This window comes from Larkinella ripae (assembly GCF_054780775.1).
Map to the genome: position 1 here is coordinate 1 of NZ_BAAGVR010000008.1, position 17360 is coordinate 17360.

At 54.0% G+C, this 17360-nt stretch carries 19 protein-coding genes; 9 read left to right on the forward strand and 10 right to left on the reverse strand.

The genetic code is table 11. The features are described from left to right. Positions 1-22 precede the first annotated feature (22 nt). Positions 23-517, reverse strand: coding sequence for an Arm DNA-binding domain-containing protein (locus ACYVHX_RS04925; RefSeq protein ID WP_460670507.1), 495 nt, complete (start codon positions 515-517; stop codon positions 23-25). A 666-nt stretch (positions 518-1183) separates the two neighbouring features. On the opposite strand from ACYVHX_RS04925, the gene ACYVHX_RS04930 reads away from it, so the two are divergent. Together ACYVHX_RS04930 and ACYVHX_RS04935 are read left to right on the forward strand one after the other, a co-directional pair. Then, positions 1184-1573, forward strand: a complete 390-nt coding sequence (locus tag ACYVHX_RS04930; RefSeq protein WP_460670508.1) for a T9SS type A sorting domain-containing protein — start codon at positions 1184-1186, stop codon at positions 1571-1573. Positions 1574-1806: 233 nt separating this feature from the next. Continuing rightward, on the forward strand, positions 1807-2169 hold the full coding sequence (locus ACYVHX_RS04935) for a hypothetical protein (protein ID WP_460670509.1): 363 nt from the start codon (positions 1807-1809) through the stop codon (positions 2167-2169). A 257-nt stretch (positions 2170-2426) separates the two neighbouring features. On the opposite strand, the gene ACYVHX_RS04940 is transcribed toward ACYVHX_RS04935, so the two are convergent. The 5 genes from ACYVHX_RS04940 to dinB form a co-directional block, all read right to left on the reverse strand. Further along, the gene (locus ACYVHX_RS04940; protein WP_460670510.1) at positions 2427-2627 is read right to left on the reverse strand and encodes a hypothetical protein; all 201 of its coding nucleotides are present in this window, start codon (positions 2625-2627) and stop codon (positions 2427-2429) included. Positions 2628-2771: 144 nt separating this feature from the next. Next, entirely contained in the window at positions 2772-3092 is a 321-nt protein-coding gene (locus ACYVHX_RS04945) for a hypothetical protein (protein ID WP_460670511.1), read from the reverse strand. 155 nt (positions 3093-3247) lie between these two features. Beyond that, positions 3248-6199 carry a DNA polymerase III subunit alpha gene (locus tag ACYVHX_RS04950; protein ID WP_460670512.1) on the reverse strand — a complete coding sequence of 984 codons (2952 nt, stop codon included), beginning with the start codon at positions 6197-6199 and terminating at the stop codon, positions 3248-3250. A gap of 12 nt (positions 6200-6211) precedes the next feature. After that, positions 6212-6658 carry a hypothetical protein gene (locus ACYVHX_RS04955; RefSeq protein WP_460670513.1) on the reverse strand — a complete coding sequence of 149 codons (447 nt, stop codon included), beginning with the start codon at positions 6656-6658 and terminating at the stop codon, positions 6212-6214. Positions 6659-6677: 19 nt separating this feature from the next. Then, positions 6678-7847, reverse strand: coding sequence for a DNA polymerase IV (dinB, locus tag ACYVHX_RS04960; RefSeq protein WP_460670514.1), 1170 nt, complete (start codon positions 7845-7847; stop codon positions 6678-6680). Positions 7848-8117: 270 nt separating this feature from the next. Between dinB and ACYVHX_RS04965 the strand changes: the two genes are divergently transcribed. The 3 genes from ACYVHX_RS04965 (at position 8118) to ACYVHX_RS04975 (ending at position 9759) form a co-directional block, all read left to right on the forward strand. Further along, on the forward strand, positions 8118-8930 hold the full coding sequence (locus tag ACYVHX_RS04965; protein WP_460670515.1) for an XRE family transcriptional regulator: 813 nt from the start codon (positions 8118-8120) through the stop codon (positions 8928-8930). Positions 8931-9006: 76 nt separating this feature from the next. Beyond that, a complete protein-coding gene (locus ACYVHX_RS04970; protein ID WP_460670516.1) occupies positions 9007-9225 on the forward strand; it encodes a hypothetical protein in 219 nt (72 codons plus the stop codon). A gap of 162 nt (positions 9226-9387) precedes the next feature. Next, on the forward strand, positions 9388-9759 hold the full coding sequence (locus tag ACYVHX_RS04975) for an HPF/RaiA family ribosome-associated protein (RefSeq protein ID WP_460670517.1): 372 nt from the start codon (positions 9388-9390) through the stop codon (positions 9757-9759). 91 nt (positions 9760-9850) lie between these two features. Here ACYVHX_RS04975 and ACYVHX_RS04980 read toward each other — a convergent pair whose 3' ends face one another. The 3 genes from ACYVHX_RS04980 to ACYVHX_RS04990 all read right to left on the reverse strand — a co-directional run bounded on the left by ACYVHX_RS04980 (position 9851) and on the right by ACYVHX_RS04990 (position 11886). Then, positions 9851-10477, reverse strand: a complete 627-nt coding sequence (locus ACYVHX_RS04980) for an SOS response-associated peptidase (RefSeq protein WP_460670518.1) — start codon at positions 10475-10477, stop codon at positions 9851-9853. Positions 10478-10671: 194 nt separating this feature from the next. Further along, a complete protein-coding gene (locus tag ACYVHX_RS04985) occupies positions 10672-11418 on the reverse strand; it encodes an NUDIX hydrolase (protein WP_460670519.1) in 747 nt (248 codons plus the stop codon). 105 nt (positions 11419-11523) lie between these two features. Continuing rightward, entirely contained in the window at positions 11524-11886 is a 363-nt protein-coding gene (locus ACYVHX_RS04990) for a hypothetical protein (protein ID WP_460670520.1), read from the reverse strand. Here ACYVHX_RS04990 and ACYVHX_RS04995 point away from each other — a divergent pair, their 5' ends adjacent. The 4 genes from ACYVHX_RS04995 (at position 11887) to ACYVHX_RS05010 (ending at position 16893) form a co-directional block, all read left to right on the forward strand. Next, the gene (locus ACYVHX_RS04995) at positions 11887-12270 is read left to right on the forward strand and encodes a hypothetical protein (RefSeq protein WP_460670521.1); all 384 of its coding nucleotides are present in this window, start codon (positions 11887-11889) and stop codon (positions 12268-12270) included. Positions 12271-12699: 429 nt separating this feature from the next. Continuing rightward, the gene (locus ACYVHX_RS05000) at positions 12700-16065 is read left to right on the forward strand and encodes a glycosyl hydrolase (RefSeq protein ID WP_460670522.1); all 3366 of its coding nucleotides are present in this window, start codon (positions 12700-12702) and stop codon (positions 16063-16065) included. 182 nt (positions 16066-16247) lie between these two features. Next, positions 16248-16451 carry a hypothetical protein gene (locus ACYVHX_RS05005; protein ID WP_460670523.1) on the forward strand — a complete coding sequence of 68 codons (204 nt, stop codon included), beginning with the start codon at positions 16248-16250 and terminating at the stop codon, positions 16449-16451. Between the two features lie 106 nt (positions 16452-16557). Next, positions 16558-16893 (forward strand): hypothetical protein, encoded by a 336-nt coding sequence (locus ACYVHX_RS05010; protein ID WP_460670524.1) that lies wholly within the window; start codon positions 16558-16560, stop codon positions 16891-16893. Between the two features lie 96 nt (positions 16894-16989). Here the strand turns inward: ACYVHX_RS05010 and ACYVHX_RS05015 are convergent, their stop codons facing one another. After that, positions 16990-17352, reverse strand: coding sequence for a hypothetical protein (locus ACYVHX_RS05015; protein WP_460670525.1), 363 nt, complete (start codon positions 17350-17352; stop codon positions 16990-16992). Positions 17353-17360: the final 8 nt, after the last annotated feature.

The window sequence follows — 17360 nt, forward strand, 5'->3', positions numbered from 1 at the left end:
GCTTAAAGTATCTCTTCTCTTTTCACCCGCATCTGTCCACTTTAAGTTGACGATATACAGCAAATAATAACTTTTCATCTTTTGTGTACTCAAGCAATTTATTGATCTCACTACGCATGTTCCTAGCGGTATTATACGTCTTATTTGTCAGAATGCCATAAGCATATTGGAAAAAGAACGTTGACGATTTTCCTTTTAAGCTATCTGCGATTACTGCAGCTGAAACTTCTTTGAGGTCCGCTTTCAGGCGGATAGCTTCCGCTTTTATAGAGTCGATCTTGGCATTTAGAGCAGCATGAAGCCGATAAGTCTTTCGCACCTCTTTTTTGTTGGGGTTCCAATCTTTGAGAGGTATATCAAATTCAAGGTAGACCCTACGATGTTTTCGGTTTTCGGTAATCCGCATGAAAAGAGGGTATAGATCTCCTTTTTTAGGCTTGTTGTTGATTTCCACAGTGAAAGAGATAGAATTGGTTCTCTTTCGTCCTTTGGTTGGCGAGGCTTCTGATTCAAACATTTTTTCGAGGTTAATAAGTGCTCTACCAAGATAGCCATTCCGAAAGTATTACTGTAACATTACTGAAACATTTTCTTCATTTGCTTAATCTCACTTTCTCTTATTCGCTTCAAAAAGTGGCTTTATGGCTCCAATTAAAGGCATTTTTAAGAAAACCAAGGTAATTCAATGCAAATGTTCGATTCCCGTTCCCGGTACAAAACTCTTCTAATGAAGGAAAGCAAAAGAAACAAAAAGTCCTGATTTTCAGGACTTTTTGCATTTCGTACCTTCTTGGCTTTTCCGATGATTTCCTTTGTCTGCGTTTCTTTGTTACTCGTTGTGGAGAGAATGCGATCGCATCCGGGAGGGCCGGATGTTTCAGGCTCACACCAACTTTCACCCGCAGCGAATCGGGCAGGATCCGGGCTTGTCAGTCCACTGTTCAATGGCATGAATGTTTTTCGTTTCCAGGTAAGGAAGCGGGTATGGTATTCGAAAGTCTCTCGTAAGCCATTGCAATTGAATCCGTAACAAACCGACCCGTTGCCAGTCGGTCTTCGCATCATTTAGACCCTTTTCCCAAAAGTAGCAGGAGTTGACCCATTTGTGACAGGCTTTCAGCGCCCGCGTGCCGACCTTTGATTCATCAAAACAGACACAAAAACGCTCTAAACAAGATACGCCATGAAAATCATCTTCAACACCCTGCTCGTCGCCCTGACCCTGACCGCTGCCAGTTTCAATGCCGCCAATGCCAGCCCGAAAGAACCCAAGAAAGCAGCCGCCTTCCAGAGTGGCCTGTACACCACCATCGACGGTAAACTCCAGATTGCCGTCAACAAGGAAGTCGGGAATGCAGTGATGGTCCGGCTGCTGGATGCGAAAGGAAAAGAAGTCTTTGTCCAGCAGATCGGCAAACGCCAGCAGGCAGTGCGACTGCGGCTGGACGTGAGCGACCTGCCCGACGGCATTTATCAGGTGGCGATTTCCAACGGAGCCGAAACCACAGTCAAAGAAGTATCGCTGGCCACGCAACAAGCTCCGGTTGCGCCCCGGTTTGTGGCCGTCAATTGAACGCACTTTTTCTGATCTGAACTGTACGAACCAATCGGTCCTATCTACCCAAAAGACTATTCTAAAATGGGGATATCCTTTTGGGTAATACAACTGAAACACAGCAATTTGGCTTGCCATTCCCTGTTTTGCACCGAAATTGACGATTTATAGCCGGTCTCCCAACAATTTTTCTGAACAATTTGACTCCAGTGTAGTTTTTTATAATACAACTAAAACATAAAGTCAACGGTATGAAAATTGCGATCGAGGAAGGACAGGACAAGACAGTATTGGAAGATGGTAGCCAGACCGTTACCATTACCCAGATTGAGGAAGGCGTCAGTGAGCATAAAAAAATCCCTTTTTTTGCTGTTCGGTTTGAGAACGAGGACGGGTATGTATCGCAGCGTTTTTATCAATCGCCTGCCGGTATGCCAGCCATCATCAAGCTGTTTGACATGGCAGGAATTGATGCCCAGGCCGGAAAGGAACTCGACACCAAACTTCTGGAAGGTAAACAATTAACCATCGAGGTAGGGGAGCGTTCGTACACCGACCCGGAGAACCAGAACGAGCGGACTCTGAAGCAGGCCGTCAATTTTTTGGCTAGTTGAGGCAAAAAGATAAAGCGATCGAAAGCCCTGTTTACTTCAGGGCTTTTGTTTTATGTCCTGCATACGAGTCTAGGGAGTACTCCAGCTTCTAAAAAACGAAGAAAAAAGCCCGGACGTAGAAATAAAAATGCCCCGGTGGCTGGACTACCGGGGCATTCAAAACATACACACTAAAAACGATAATACCGCCTTTTTAGTGTGCTGGCTGGAAGCAGGACGCTTTATTTTTCACTTTATTTTCGGCGGACTAATGACTCCTAACTGCGATTCGATTCGGTGCCCGACGTTTCACTTTCGTCCGCACCCGATGAACCTGTGCCGTAACCAGAGCCATAAGCGCCCCCTCCCTGCACATTGCCTTCATCGTCGGTTCCTGCAAAATCATGCTGCTCTTCACGCTCCGGCGTGGATTCGCTTTGCGAAGGCTGCTGCGGAGTTTGATCTGGCTTGTTTTCCATACTAGTCATTTCGTTTGTGGTTGAATACCAAACTCGCTAACTACAACTTTGTTGAAACGAAATTAGACTACATGCCCCGAAATCTTCAGGAAGTGATGCCGCTCAACAATTTACGGTGTTTTGCCCAGGCCTTCGAGTTTAGTGCTACTGGTCTACTTCAGCAACTTGCCATTCTTCCGGAACGCTGGCCAGTTCGTCCGTAATTTGCCGAATCATTTCGTCGGTCATGGTGCCGATTTCGGATTTTGGGAAAAAGAGCGTTGTGAGTTGGTCCGGGCCGATCTTGATGTCGAGGGAAAAGACCTGGCCGTAATAAGGCAAATCCGCAAACAGAAACTCTTTGAAATAGAAGGACTGCTTCACCAGCCAGTTGATCTGAGCATGGGTGAGATTCTCCCAGACTAAACGGACTGAATGATCGAGCAAGCGGTATTTTTCGGGAAGAGGAAGCGGTTGGTAGTTCATAATCCATCTTTTAAGGCTGCAAAGGTCCGAAAACAACTTACCCGGAGCCAGTTATTTTTTTGTTTTATTGATCGGGTGAACCTGACTAGCCACAACATCGCCTGATTGACAGGCGGTTTTACTTTGAAGTCGATTCGTTCAGACGGCAGGTTTGGTCAATTCAAATAGAACCCGCCCCCGCCCCGCGGATCGGGGCGAAACGGCAGCCGCTCCACTTGGTACACTTCCAGGCTTGGGGCGCTGAACTCGGTGACCGCTTTGCCCACCATCCGGTATAGGCCCATGCCCCGCAGCGGATACCGCTGCCACGAAGGCGGAAAGTGCGTGGTATTGAAGTAATGGCCCTCGACGTCGACAAAATAGCCAAACGCCATGACCTTGCTGTTTTTGGCCCGGATCACCTTCGTCGTGATCAGGTAGCCAGTGATCGTCACGGTCCGCCCCTGATTTTCCGGCAGGCTGCGGGCCCCGATGCCCTCTACTGCTTCGGGCAAAAGATCAAACGGGGAGCATAGGGGGAAGCCCAGCAATTCGATTTCATCATAGGCATCTTCGAGCGGATCCTGCCACAGTTGTGGCAGGGCGAAATTCACTTCCTCCAGCCCAAACAACTCCGGAACGGCTTCGTGCTGGGCGTAGGCATTCACCAGCGCGTGTGCGTGCCACAGCAATTCTTTTTTGCTGTGGCCGAACCGGCGAAACACGCCGGCCCGGATCAACAGCGTCAACTGCTCAACACCCGCCGGCACCCGCTGGCAAAAATCCTCCAGGTGGGCGAAGGGCCGTAGCCGGCGCTGGCGCAGCAGCTCCTCAACGACGTTCTTTTCCAGTCCTTTGATTAAAACAAATCCCAGCCAAATTGTACTACCGTCGATGCGGGCCACAGGGTCACTCTCCAGCAAATCCGGCGCTTCGATCCGGGCACCCCAGCGCCGGGCCTCATGAACATAGAACTCGGTGCGGTAAAAACCGCCAAAATTGTTGATCACCGCCGTCATGAACTCCAGCGGGAAATACGTTTTTAGGTACAGGCTCTGGTAACTTTCGACGGCAAAGCTGGCCGAATGCGCCTTCGAAAAGCTGTAGCCCGCAAACGAGGCAATCTGCCGCCAGACCTCCGCCGTGATCGCTTCCGGATACCCGAACGCCCGGCAGTTGGCGAAAAACTTCGCCTGAATGCGGGCAAATTCATCTTTGGAGCGCGACTTGCCGCTCATGCCCCGGCGAAGCATGTCCGCTTCCGCCAGCGGAAGCCCGGCAAACTCGTGGGCTACTTTCAGCACGTCCTCCTGATAGATCATCACACAGTAGGTATCCTTCAGCAACTCCTGCATTTTGGGATGCAGCGGAATGTAGCTGCCCGGACTATGGTGACGTTCGATGTACTGATCCATCATGCCACTGCTGGCCACACCCGGGCGGATGATGCTCGAAGCCGCCACCAGCGTCAGATAGTCACTGCAACGGAGTTTGGTGATCAGCTGCTGCATGGCCGGGCTTTCGATGTAAAAGCAGCCCATCGTCTGGCTGGTAAGGAGCATCTGCCGGATGCGCTCATCGCCGACAAAATCCTGGATGCGGTGAATGTCAATGCTGATCTGCCGGTTTTGCCGGACCAGGTCAACGGCTTCTTTGATGTGCCCCAGTCCCCGCTGGCTGAGAATATCCCACTTGGCAAAGCCGATGTCTTCGGCCACGTACATGTCCCACTGGCAGAGGGGAAAGCCTTTGGGCGGTAGTTGCAGGGCGGTGTATTGATACAACGGTTCTTCACTGATCAGGATTCCGCCGGCGTGAATACCGAGGTAGTTGGGGAAATTCTCCATTAAACGGGCGTACCGGGCAATCAGGCGGGTGGGGGGGCTGCTGAGCGACTGGGCGGGATCGGCTATCAGGGCGTCGATCTCGGCTTTGGGAAAACCAAACACCTTGGCCAGCTCCCGCCAGGCGGCCCGGCCTGAGAAAGTGACGTAGGTGGCCATCAAACAGACGTGCTCGCGCCCCCACTTTTTGAAAATGTAGTCGGTCAGCTCATCGCGATCGGTCCAGCTAAAGTCCAGGTCGAAATCGGGGGGAGAACTGCGGTGGGGATTGATGAACCGCTCGAAGAACAGGTTCAGGGCAATGGGATCGACGTCGGTAACACCGATGCAATACGCAACAATCGAGTTGGCACCCGAGCCGCGCCCGACGTGGAAATAACCCCGGCTGTGGGCGTACTGCACAATGTCCCAGGTGATCAGGAAATACGCGGTGAAATCCAGGTCGGCAATGATTTTCAGTTCGTCTTCCACCCGGTTTTGAGCCTCAGCCTGGTTGGGGCCGTAGCGCTGCCTCATCCCATCGAAAGCCAGCTTGCGGAGCAGGGCCCGATCATCGGCCCGGCTGGGTGTGTACAGCTTGCGGTTTTTTGCGGTGTTGAAGTCAAAGTCGAACGAGCAGCTGGCCAGCAGCTGGCGGGTCGTGTCGATCCAGTGCGGCCAGTCCCCGAAGGTCCCGGCCAGCTGCTCCGGCGAGAGCCAGTCCTCATCGGTAGCAACGGTTTCGTACTCGGCCAGCCGGGAGCCCAGGCAATTGTGGGCGATGCACCGCAGCAGCTTGTGCAGGTTAAACCCCACTTTATCGACCCAGGTGACCGGTTGCAGCAGCACGACCTTGAGAGCCTGGAGTTTTTTTCGGTGCGACCAGAGTTGGGAGAGCTGCGAAGCCCGCACCCCCACAAACTCCCCTTCGCTGACCGGCATCAGGTGATCCAGCCGTTTCAGGGGATAAATGACATAGGCATGGACAAAGGCCGGCGCCCGCATTGGAAAGTCCTTTCCCGTCAGCAAATGCTGGGATAAAAACCGGTTGATTTCGGCAAAACCGTCCCGATTCCGGGCCAGACAGACATAAGCCAGTTCGTGGTGGTTGCGCACTTCGACCCCCACCACCGGTTTAATACCCGCATCCCGGCACCGCTTCACAAACTCGAAGACGCCCGAAACCGTGTTGATATCCGTCAGCGCCAGCGTCCGGATCCCCAGTATGACGGCCCGATCCACCAAATCTTTCGGTGAGAGGGTGCCGTAACGAAGCGAGAAGTAGCTGTGAACGTTGAGGTACATGGCCGGGTCGGGTTAAGCCGCCCACCGCAGCGGTACCGCCGGCAGGTCCAGCATCAGGTGCGTATGTTCGAAGAAATTGCCCACCTGTTTGACCAGCTGGGCCAGCTCCCGATCCAGCCGCAGGTAGGGAGGCAGCCCCAGACTATTGAGCATAAACAGGCTGTAGCCGCAGCGTTCGGGATGATTCTGAATGATCCAGTGGTGGCCGTCACATTCGACAATATCGTAATCAAACAGCAGCGTGCCCTCCCGGTCCTGCTGACCCACCGACAGCATCAGCCGCCAGGGTTCCGTCGTCTCGTACAGGCGAATATCGGCGGGATTAGCCAGATTGACCAACGCCAGTACGTCCTCCAGCAGGATGGTTTGAAAGGTGTTGGTGCGCGTCATTTGTGACGAGAGGTAGTGCATTTGCCGGTTTTGCGTATCCCAGACCCGGCACTGTAAAGCAAAAGACATGGTTGTAGGCGTTAATGGGTTAAATTCCTAAGTGATACGTGCTGGCCCGGCCAATCAGGCCTTCGCCGTACCGGTCGCGAATCCGGTCTGTTTGCTGGTAGAGCGAAGGCAACTTGGGTTGAGCGACCTGCCCGGCGGCATCAAACAGGCTGAGCTGCTCGGTGCCCCGGACCAGCCTGCCGAAGCTGATGCCCACCAGCCGCACCAGCACCCGGCGGTCGTAAAGCGTATCAAACGCCTTCAGCACAGCCAGCGTCAGCGCGTGGTCGGAACTGGTGGCGGGCAGCGTAATCTGTTTCGTAAACGTCTGGAAGTCGCTGTAGCGAACTTTCACGGTGAGCTTGCTGGTGCAGAAACCCCGCTTGCGCAGGTCGTAGGCGAGCGTCTCGACCATTCTTGACAAGGTGGCCTGCAGAAACTGCCCATCGGTCGTATCGGTCTGAAAGGTCATTTCCTTCGACATCGACTTTTGCTGGTGCGAAGGCTCAACCGGCGTGGGATCGATGCCGTTGGCCCGGTCCCAGAGAAACAGCCCGGTCTTGCCGAACGTGCGCTCCAACAACCGGCGGGGAATCTGGGCCAGCGTGCCCAGTTTGGTAACGCCCATGCAGCGGAGCGTATGGGCCATCTTTTCGCCAATACCGGGTAGCTTGGCAATGTCCAGACTCCATAAAAACGGCTGAACATCGGGCAGTGCCACCTGCAGGGCGCCATTGGGTTTGCCCTCATTAGCCGCGACCTTGCTGACGGTTTTGTTGACCGACAGCCCCCAGCTGACCGATAGCCCGGTTTCGCGGACGATGCTTTGCTTCAGCTCACCCGCCCATTTAACGCAGCCGACGAATTTTTCCATGCCGGTCATGTCCACGTAGAATTCGTCAATCGAAGCCTTCTCGACCACCGGGGCCTTTTCGGTGAGAATTTCGGTCACCAGTTTCGAGTAGCGGTCAAACGCCTGGTAGTCGCCCTTGACAATGACGGCTTCTGCACACAACCGGCGCGCCAGTCGCATGGGCATCCCCGAACGAACGCCGAACCGCCGGGCTTCGTAGCTGGCCCCGGACACCACGCCCCGATCCCCTGCCCCCCCCACAAGAAGCGGTTTTCCCTTCAGGGAGGGGTTTTGCAGCACCACCACCGAGGGGAAAAAGGCGTCAAGATCCGTGTGTAAGACTGTTCGCTGATCCATAAGACAGGTCGTATTGATCTCCGGTAAGCAGATTTCCTGCAACGTAACTACTTTTAACATTCAAATGCAACTTTTGTTAACAATTACTGGAAACTATTTTTAACGTCTCGGGGAACATAACTTGAACCTCATCCCTATCAGTAGACTGAAATGTTGTACAAAACCGGTCTTTTTTCGTTGTTTACGAATGTAAATTATTGTTGCATAGCCTTGTTAAAAATCCGTCCCAAATTAATATCTTTGTTTTCATTACACCGACCCGGTTTGGCTATGTACATCCACGAGAATCTAGTGAGCTTACGCAGTCATTTTCAATTGAATCTGGAAGAGGTCGCTACGCTAACGGACCTGACGCGGCAGACCCTTTCCAAGTACGAGAAAGGACTGGCGATGCCGCCCACCAACGTGGCGGGTCGGCTGGCGTTGCTCTACAAAGTGTCGCTGGATGTGCTGCTCAATCATCAGCTGGCAAAATATTCTGCGAAGCAATTTCAGCAACTGATGGCCGCTCCCGACCCAACCTACCGGGGCCGGTCGTTGCAGGTGCGGGAGGTGGTGCATACGGTCAATGAGCACAACGACGAGTTGATTGATCTGGTCCCCATCCCGGCGGTGATGGGCTACGCGCAGGGGGGCTTCGAGAGTGAGGAATTCATCGGCAAACTGCCCAAGTTCAAGCTGCCGCTGCCCTGGGTGAAAAGCGGGCGCAGTTACCGGGCCTTTCCGACCAAAGGGGATTCGATGCTGCCGATTCAGGACGGTTCGTACGTGGTGGGCGAATACGTGCAGGACTGGTACACGGTGAAGAATGGGCTTGGCTACATTTTCGTGCTGCGGGATGATGGCATCGTTTTCAAGAAAGCCGTTAACGAGCTCGCAACCCAGCAGCGCTTTGAACTCCATTCGCTCAACCCGCAGTACCAGCCCTACATGGTGCCGGCGGAAGAAGTTCGGGAAATCTGGAAATACGTGATGGTCATGTCGGATGTGTTTCCCGACCCGGAGCCAACGCAGGAAGTCCTGCTGGCCGAACTCAGGAGCCTGAAGCAGGGGCAGGCCGAAATCTTAAAGCGTTTACAGTGAATTCAATCAGTACCATCGGCCCCGCCATAAAAACCGGGTTGTTTAACGGCTCGCTTTCTTTTTTTCATCAACGCCCATGATCATTATCTCCGGCGCGCACTTTGCCGCCATGCTTCCCGGACGGTGTTACACGATTATTGCCAACGATCACATGCAGGGCAACGAAGCGCTGCTCTTTTGCCAGCAACTCAATGTGTCGACCGCCGTGGCCCGCCTGCTTTCGGACGAACAAGTGCGGGATACGGTTTTTTGTGACCTGCGGATTGCCATTCCGGAAAGCGTACCCAGTGTGTGACTGCCCGTATTTTACTACCTCTTTTACCGCATACGGGCCAAATTTCAGCCGGAGCAGTGACTAAAACCCCTGTTGATTTTTAAACAAATTCCTGACGGATGTCTTTATAAAAGACCGCGGTGGTATTTCGCTCAACAGCGGTTTCAAATAAACGTGCGTGTTATGCAACCCGATCAGAACTTAGATAATGTCCGTCTCGACATTGAGGCCGTGGGCTTTACGTTGGACGACGACCTGCAAGCCTCCGTACTGGACGCGCTCTCGAAGCTGCAACGCTTCTACAAAGGTGACGTCATTACGGCCGATGTGTATTTAAAACTGGAACCCAACCAGCGAAGCAACGAAAAACACGTGGGCATCAAATACGGTGTGCCCGGGAACGATGTCTTTGCCGACGATTCCGGCGACGACTGGTACGGCTTGCTCAACAGCGTGGTGGCCAAGTTACAGCGTCAGTTGGAGAAGCGCTTCGGTAATCACACCAATTCCAACCGGGCTAACCTCGACGAAATAGATCCCGCCAGTTTAGTCTGAAGGGAGTGTACGAAACCAATCGCCCGGCTTTCAAGAGAAAAGCCGGGCGATTGGTTTTAGTGGAGAAAGCCAAACGGCCCACCACCGGTTTTTACTTTTCCAGCACCTCGGATTTCATCAAGTCTTCATCCAGCGGCTGCATCAGCTCCTTGATCTGGGTTTTGGTCAGATCGGGCTTGATCCACTCGCGGGCGGCATCCAGCGGCAAGACAAAGGGCATGCGCTTTTTGGTGTTGTGGATGTATTCCATCATCGGATTGGCCGGCGTGGTGATGATCGAGAAGGTGTGCTGGCCCTTCCAGTCCGCGTAAATACAGCCCAGGGCAAACGGCTTGTTGCCCTTTAGCGAAATAAAGTAGGGGATCTTCTTCGCGCCTTCGTGGCGCCATTCGTAGAAACCATCCACGAGCAAAAAGCAACGGTTTTCCAGAATACTGCCTTTGAAAGACGGTTTTTCAAATACGGAATCCTCGCGGGCGTTGAGCGTCATTTTGGAAAGCTCATCGGCTTTGTCCTCCTTGGCCCAGGACGGGATCAGCCCCCACTTGAAAAGCTGAATGGCTTCGGGCTCTTCCTCGGTGACGACCGGCAGGAGGGGATGGGCAAAACCCGAGACGCGGCCCGGTGGGTTGTATTCATCGTTTTCGGGAGCCTGCGAAGCCTTGATCTGTTTGACGAGCTGCGCCAGGGGCGTTTCTGCTTTGACCGTGTAACACATGGGATAAGGGATTGGCTTATCCAGATAACCGGACTCCGCACGTTTTGTTAGTTCAGGATACTTTATTGGGATGCTTACTGATTGCCAACTACTGCTTCAGGCCGTGACGACGTATGCAAGACTCGTTCAGAGCAGCTCGGGGCCGGTTTGCCCGCATTGCTGAAACGGCCGAAAACCGGGTCTCCCTACACTACCTACTTCAAAAAGCGGTACAGATACGGGGCCTTGTTGGCGGCCCCCGTATACTTTTTCTCCAGCCGTTCCAGCACGTTCAGGCTCAGGATTTTTTTCTGAAAATTATTGCGGGCAAACGCTTTGTCGAAAATGGTTTCGTAAAGCTCCTGCACGTCCTTCATCGTGAACGTTTCGGGGAGCAGGTTAAACGCATTCAGCTTTTGATCCAGGTGGAGCTGAAGCGATTCGAGGGCTTTCGCCACCATCTCAGCGTGGTCGATGATCAGGGCGGGTAGCTCCCGGACATCACACCAGGCGATGACCTCATCGAGGGCGGTTTTTTGCGGAACCACCTTGCTGATGTCCACCAGGGCGTAATACCCGATGGAAATAAACCGCCGGGTAAACCAGTCGTACTCCCGCCGGTGGGCCTGACCGTCCTGGGCATCCCCCGAACTCCACTGGCTTAGCTCCGGGTTCAGTTCGATAAGCCGATCCAGAAACGCTTTGTTGTTGCGCGTTGCCCGGCCCATCACCTGAAACTGTTCCAGATAAATGGCCCTGATTCCGGTTCGCTCCTGAAGAATTCGGCGGGCGGCATCGTCAATATCTTCGTTCTGATACACAAACCCGCTGGGTAACGCCCAAAAACCGCCTTTGAATGAAAGCTTCGGGACCAGCACTTTCAGCTCCCGGCCCTGATAACCAAAGATGACACAGTCAATGGATACTTGTTGAATATAGTCTTGCTCGCTCGGTGACTGCATACAGGCTCGTTTTCACAAACGTACGGTTTCTTATTCGCTAGTGACAAATTTCCGGGCCCAACGTTTGCCCTGCCCACCGCGACCGCCGACAAGAAGCTGCGGCTTTCAGGTATGAGCGAAGTCGCCTTTTGAGGCCGCCAAACCGGATACTACCCCCTTCAGAAAGGTTGGATTGCAAAGGTATAGAATTGTAAAAAAATTATTGTCTACTGTGATAGACAATAAGAAAAAATATTTCCTACCTTTGTCCCGTTCGCGACGACTGGTTGTTCTTCTATCCAGTATGGTGTTGTCAATCAGTGGATTACGGACGGTTTTTTTGGAACGGAAAACCGGCTGGAAAGAAAAAACCGGTCGGTCGGCGCAGGCAAGGCGGTTTTGGAAAAATAGAAAAGTAGTTTGGGGTGGTTGGCCGAAGCCGCACCCGGTTTTTAGCAACAGGATGTAACCAATAACTCCAATCTCCATATGAAAAAAGTGACTATAGTGCTGTTCATTTTCCTGCTGGGCGTCGTTTTCCAGTCTTTTTCGCAAACCACCGCCCCGGCCGACTTTTTTGCCGGAAAATGGGAAATCACGGTGACGGGTACGCCCAACGGTGATTCTAAACTGGTGGCGGATCTGGTCCGGAAAGACGGCAAATTAACCGGCCAGCTGACCAACGCAGCCGACCCGAATGCGGAGAAAATTCCCGTTACGGCCATCGAGGAAAACGGTGACAAACTGGGCCTGTCGTTTGTGGCACAGGGCTACGACGTTACCATTGATCTGACCAAGGTTGACAATGATAACCTCAAAGGCACCCTGATGAATTCGTACGAAACCACGGCCAAAAGGCTGAAACAGGAGTAGGCCTGACTTATTTAAACCACCCACATCAAACCTGCAAGGTCTTGGAGACCTTGCAGGTTTGATGTTCACGGCCCCGAAAACCGGCAGCTTCTACTTCAACACGGCCCGACTACGACGATCCTCCTATGCTTCCCGTCATGCTCGGAAGTCACTTTCCACCTTCATAAAACCGGGTGCTGATTCCCAAAAGCCGGCTCCCGAATTGGGAAGAGCTATTCATTTACCCCACCGATCCGCATTCCGGTCTGCCAGGAAACCCTGCTAAAACCCGTATGCACGTTACCGGAAACCGCCCGCTGGTTGGGAAGGATAAGCCAACCAACGGGGAGTAAGCCCGATTAGGGAGAGAAAATACGAAAAAACAACTAAAAAATAGGCTGTTTTGTTGTATCTAGCCGCCAATCCTGCGTCCGTAAAACCCGCTTCGCCATGAAGGACCTGACCCTGTTTTTCCTGCCTTTTCTGCTTTTCGCCCGGACGAGCGTCGGGCAAACGAAAACAAGCAAGCCGACGGCCGCTCCGACCACGGACGCCCAGCTCGCCCAGTTCGTTACTCCGCCCCCGGCAGCCAGGCCCCGCGTGTGGTGGCACTGGATGAACGGCAACATCACCCAGGCGGGTATTCAGAAAGACCTGGAATGGATGAGTCGGGTCGGGATCGGCGGTTTTCAGAATTTCGACGCCAATCTGTTTACGCCCGTCGTGGTGCCCAAAAAGCTGGTTTTCATGACCCCCGAATGGAAGGAAGCCTTCCGGTTTACGACCGAACAGGCCAGTCAGAAAGGTTTGGAAATGGCCATTGCCGGTTCGCCGGGCTGGAGCGTGACGGGCGGCCCCTGGGTAGAACCGAAAGACGCTATGAAAAAATACGTCTGGACGGAGACGATCGTGGCGGGTGGTCAAAACGTTACGGCCAAACTACCGCAACCGTCGAACGTGACGGGGAGCTTTCAGAACGTGAAAATTGAAGGCGACGGCCTGTTGGGCGGTTTTGTCGGCACACTGCCCGCGTTCTATCAGGATGCCGCCGTGATGGCGTACCGGCTGCCCGCTTCCGAAAAAAGCCTGGCGGAACTGAAACCCAACGTCAGCTCGAGTGGCGGGAACTTTGCGCTCAGCGACCTTACCGACGGTGATCTGGGCAAAACCGCCTACCTGCCACCGCTGGAAGTGGGGCAGGACATGTGGATTCAATACGCGTTTGATACGCCCCAGACCTTTAAAGCCCTCGCCGTGGTGGGGGCCATCAAAAGTGCGCTGGCCGAATTTCGGGGTGGCTCCGAAAACCGTACGTTGCAGGTCAGCGACGATGGCACCACGTTTCGGGAAGTCGCCAAAATTCCGGGAAGCATTGCGGCCCAGAACACGGTTTCGTTTGCCCCCACGACGGCTAAATACTGGCGACTCGCCGTGAAGACCCTGCCCCCGCCCGTCAACCCCTTTGCCGGGATGATGGGCGGCAGCGCCGGCGAGGCCAAATCGGAAGGCGTGAACGTGGCCGAATTTGTGCTTTACAACACCGACCGCATCGACCAGTTTGAGGACAAAGCGGGTTTTACGCCCTGGAAGGAAGGCACCAAAACGTTTCAGCCCGCAACGGCCGACGCGATTCCGACCGAGAACGTGCTGGATCTGACGGCGAAAATGCGGCCCGATGGCACGCTCGACTGGCAGGCCCCCGAGGGCCGGTGGGCCGTTGTGCGGTTGGGATATTCGCTGACCGGACGCCAGAATCACCCGGCTTCCCCCGAAGCGACGGGGCTGGAAGTGGATAAGCTCGACCGGGAAGCCGTCCGCACCTACATCAACACCTATCTGGATATGTACAAGGCGGCCACGGGCGGGATGATGGGCGGCAAAGGACTGCAATACATGGTGCTGGACAGCTACGAAGCCGGTCACATGACCTGGACCAAAACGTTTCCCGCCGAATTTCAGAAACGCCGGGGGTACGCCATTCTGCCGTGGCTGCCCGTGCTGACGGGGCGCGTCGTGAAAAGCGCCGAAGCCAGTGAAAAATTTCTGTGGGATTTCCGGAAAACCATCGGTGAGCTGATCGCCGATGCCCACTATGACGTGATTGGTGAGGAATTGCACAAACGGGGCATGAAGCGCTACACCGAATCGCACGAGGGCGGCCGCATTTATCTGGCCGATGGCATGGATGTGAAACGGAACGCCGAGGTGCCCATGTCGGCCATGTGGACCCCCGGTAGTCTGACCGGCGGTAATGACGAAGAAGTGCGGAGCGAGGGCGATATTCGGGAGTCGGCTTCGGTGGCCAATCTCTATGGACAGAATCTGGTGGCCGCCGAATCGATGACAGCCGCCGGGAACGGTTTTTCGTCGTATCCCGAAAAACTCAAACGGACGGCCGACCTCGAAATGGCGTCTGGCCTGAATCGGTTCGTAATTCATACGTCGGTGCACCAGCCCCTCGACGATAAGAAACCCGGTTTTTCACTGGGGCCTTTCGGGCAGTGGTTTACGCGCCAGGAAACCTGGGCCGAAACCGGCAAAGCCTGGATGGCGTACCTGGGCCGGAGCTGTTACCTCCTGCAGCAGGGGAAAAATGTAGCGGATATTCTGTATTACTACGGCGAAAACCAGAATGTTACCTGGCTGACGCGCGAAAAGCTGCCCCCGGTTCCGGCCGGCTATGAATTCGATTTCGTCAACGCAACGGCTTTAACGACGGTCATGGCGGTACAAAACGGTCAGCTGGTGGCCCGGAGCGGCAATAACTACCGGCTGCTGGTGCTCGACGAATCGGCCCGGTTCATGACCCTGCCCGTGTTGAAGAAACTGCGCGATCTGGTGAAAGCCGGTGCGAAAGTGACGGGAACGAAGCCCGAACAGTCGCCCAGTCTGGCGGATAATCCGTCGGACGTCCAGGCGGTGATCACCGAAATCTGGAACAGTCCGAACGTGCTGAAAGGCTCATTGACCGAGGCCCTCAAAACGCTGGCGATCGGTGAAGATGTGATCATCAGCAACGCGGCCTCGAAAATTCGGTATCGCCACCGCCGGACGGCGGGCCAGGAGCTGTATTGGCTGAACAACCGGAGCGATACGCCGACCCCGGCCGAAGTGAGTTTCCGGGTAACCGGAAAAGTGCCCGCGCTGTGGAATCCGCAAACCGGGAAAGTGGAGCCGGTTTCGTATCAGATCAAAGACGGCCGGACGATTGTGCCGCTCCGGTTCGAATCCTGGGATGCGTATTTCATTGTTTTTAGCGGCACGGCCACGACGACGGCCTACACCAGACCCGCGCCGAAAACCACGGAAGTGCTGACGGTGGACGGCCCCTGGACCGTGCGGTTTGAAGAAGGCCGGGGCGCACCGCAGCAGGCGACTTTTGCTAAACTGACGGCCTGGCCCGACCACCCCGAAACCGGCATCAAGTATTTCTCCGGCACGGCGACGTACGAAAATACATTCAGGCTGACGGCCGTCGAGCCATCGGCGAGTTACATCCTGGAGTTGGGCGAGGTGAAAAACCTGGCCGAAGTGCTGGTCAACGGTCAAAACCGGGGTATTGTCTGGAAAAAACCGTTTCGGGTGGAGGTTACACCGGCCCTGAAAAAAGGAGAGAACACCATCGCAATCAAAGTGACCAACACCTGGGTCAACCGCATCATTGGCGACCAGCAGCCCGGTGCGAAGCAGAAAATCACCTTCACGGCCATGCCGGTTTATAAAGCCGATTCGCCCTTGCTGCCCGCCGGTTTACTGGGTCCGGTTCGTGTGCTGACCATCGCTCCGGCTGCGGCACCGACCGGGGCGAAACGGTAAGCGGGCGGGCAAGCCGGAAAGCCGCCGTTCATCAGCGAAGCCAGACTTTTCTCAATCGTTGGAAGCGGAAGCGAAGGGCTATGCCAATTCTAAAAACCGCGAATAAGCGGTTTTAGGGGGGGCAATTGAAGGATTTTAGCATTAAATTATAAAATGTTACCAAAATGTCACTTTAAGTAACATTGGCCCTGTTTTTGCCTGTAAATGTCACTGTAAGTACCTGTGCCATCACCGCGCAGGGAAATAGGACAGAGAAAAAATATTACAAGCCGGCTTGCTTAGCCGGTTTTGTCTTTTCAGGAGGGCTTGAATCAAAAAGACCCGCAAACGCAGGTGGCGATGGTGCCGGAAATGGGTTGAAAGATGAAATTCGGGGCATTTTGTAACTTAATTTCGAGTCCCGTTCACTAAAGTTCTGCCGGAATTTGCGCCGACGGGCAATATTGTTCCGGGGGTCGGCGTACAAGGGGTATTACTTGATCCACCTGCACAATGCCCAACATCCCCAAGACAAACCGGTATTACGTCGTTCACAACGAGCCGGTTTTATTAACCGAAGCGCACCTCAACGATTTGCAGACACCACCCCAGCCCATCAAACTGACCAAACCCTGGATGCTGGCGTTTGGCTTCCAGCCCGACCGGTCGGCCAACGCGTGGAGCTTCGAAAACGCCCGGCTGGTGGCTGGCATGGACCGCTGGCTGTGCGTCAACACCCGCCGGTATATTCAGTACGTTCACGAATTGCAGGACTTGTTTGAAGAGCATTACCACGAAACCAAGCTGGTGCTGAAGTCGCACAGTTTTTATCTGTCGGGTGCTGTTTAAACGCCTGACCGTCAGTTTGTCCTAAAATACAAAACCCCGGCAGAGAGCCGGGGTCTGTACGGTTGTTATCCTATTATGTATGAATTTTTCGGCTTATTACTCGTCGTCCTCCTCGTCATCATCATCTTCTTCCGGCTCGTCGGCGGCATCTTTCATCACCTGGTATAAGCTCACCAGATCGTCCGTCGACAGCTCGTCCAGCTCCACATCGTTATCGTCGCTGAAGCTCAGCGTCAGCGGGTCGCTTTCATCATCGTTCAGGGTCAAACCCGTAATCTCCAGGCCGGAATCGCTTAACGTCAGGGGTAAAAACCGCAAATCAAAATCAGACGCATCGGCTTCGTCGCCCAGCTTGGTCACCACCTGTACGATGGCGCTCTTGAGGGTCGTGCGGAAATCGTCCAACTGATCGACAAACTCGTCGGCCGGTGGCAATGCGGAAAAATCGGAAGTCGCCATAACGAAAA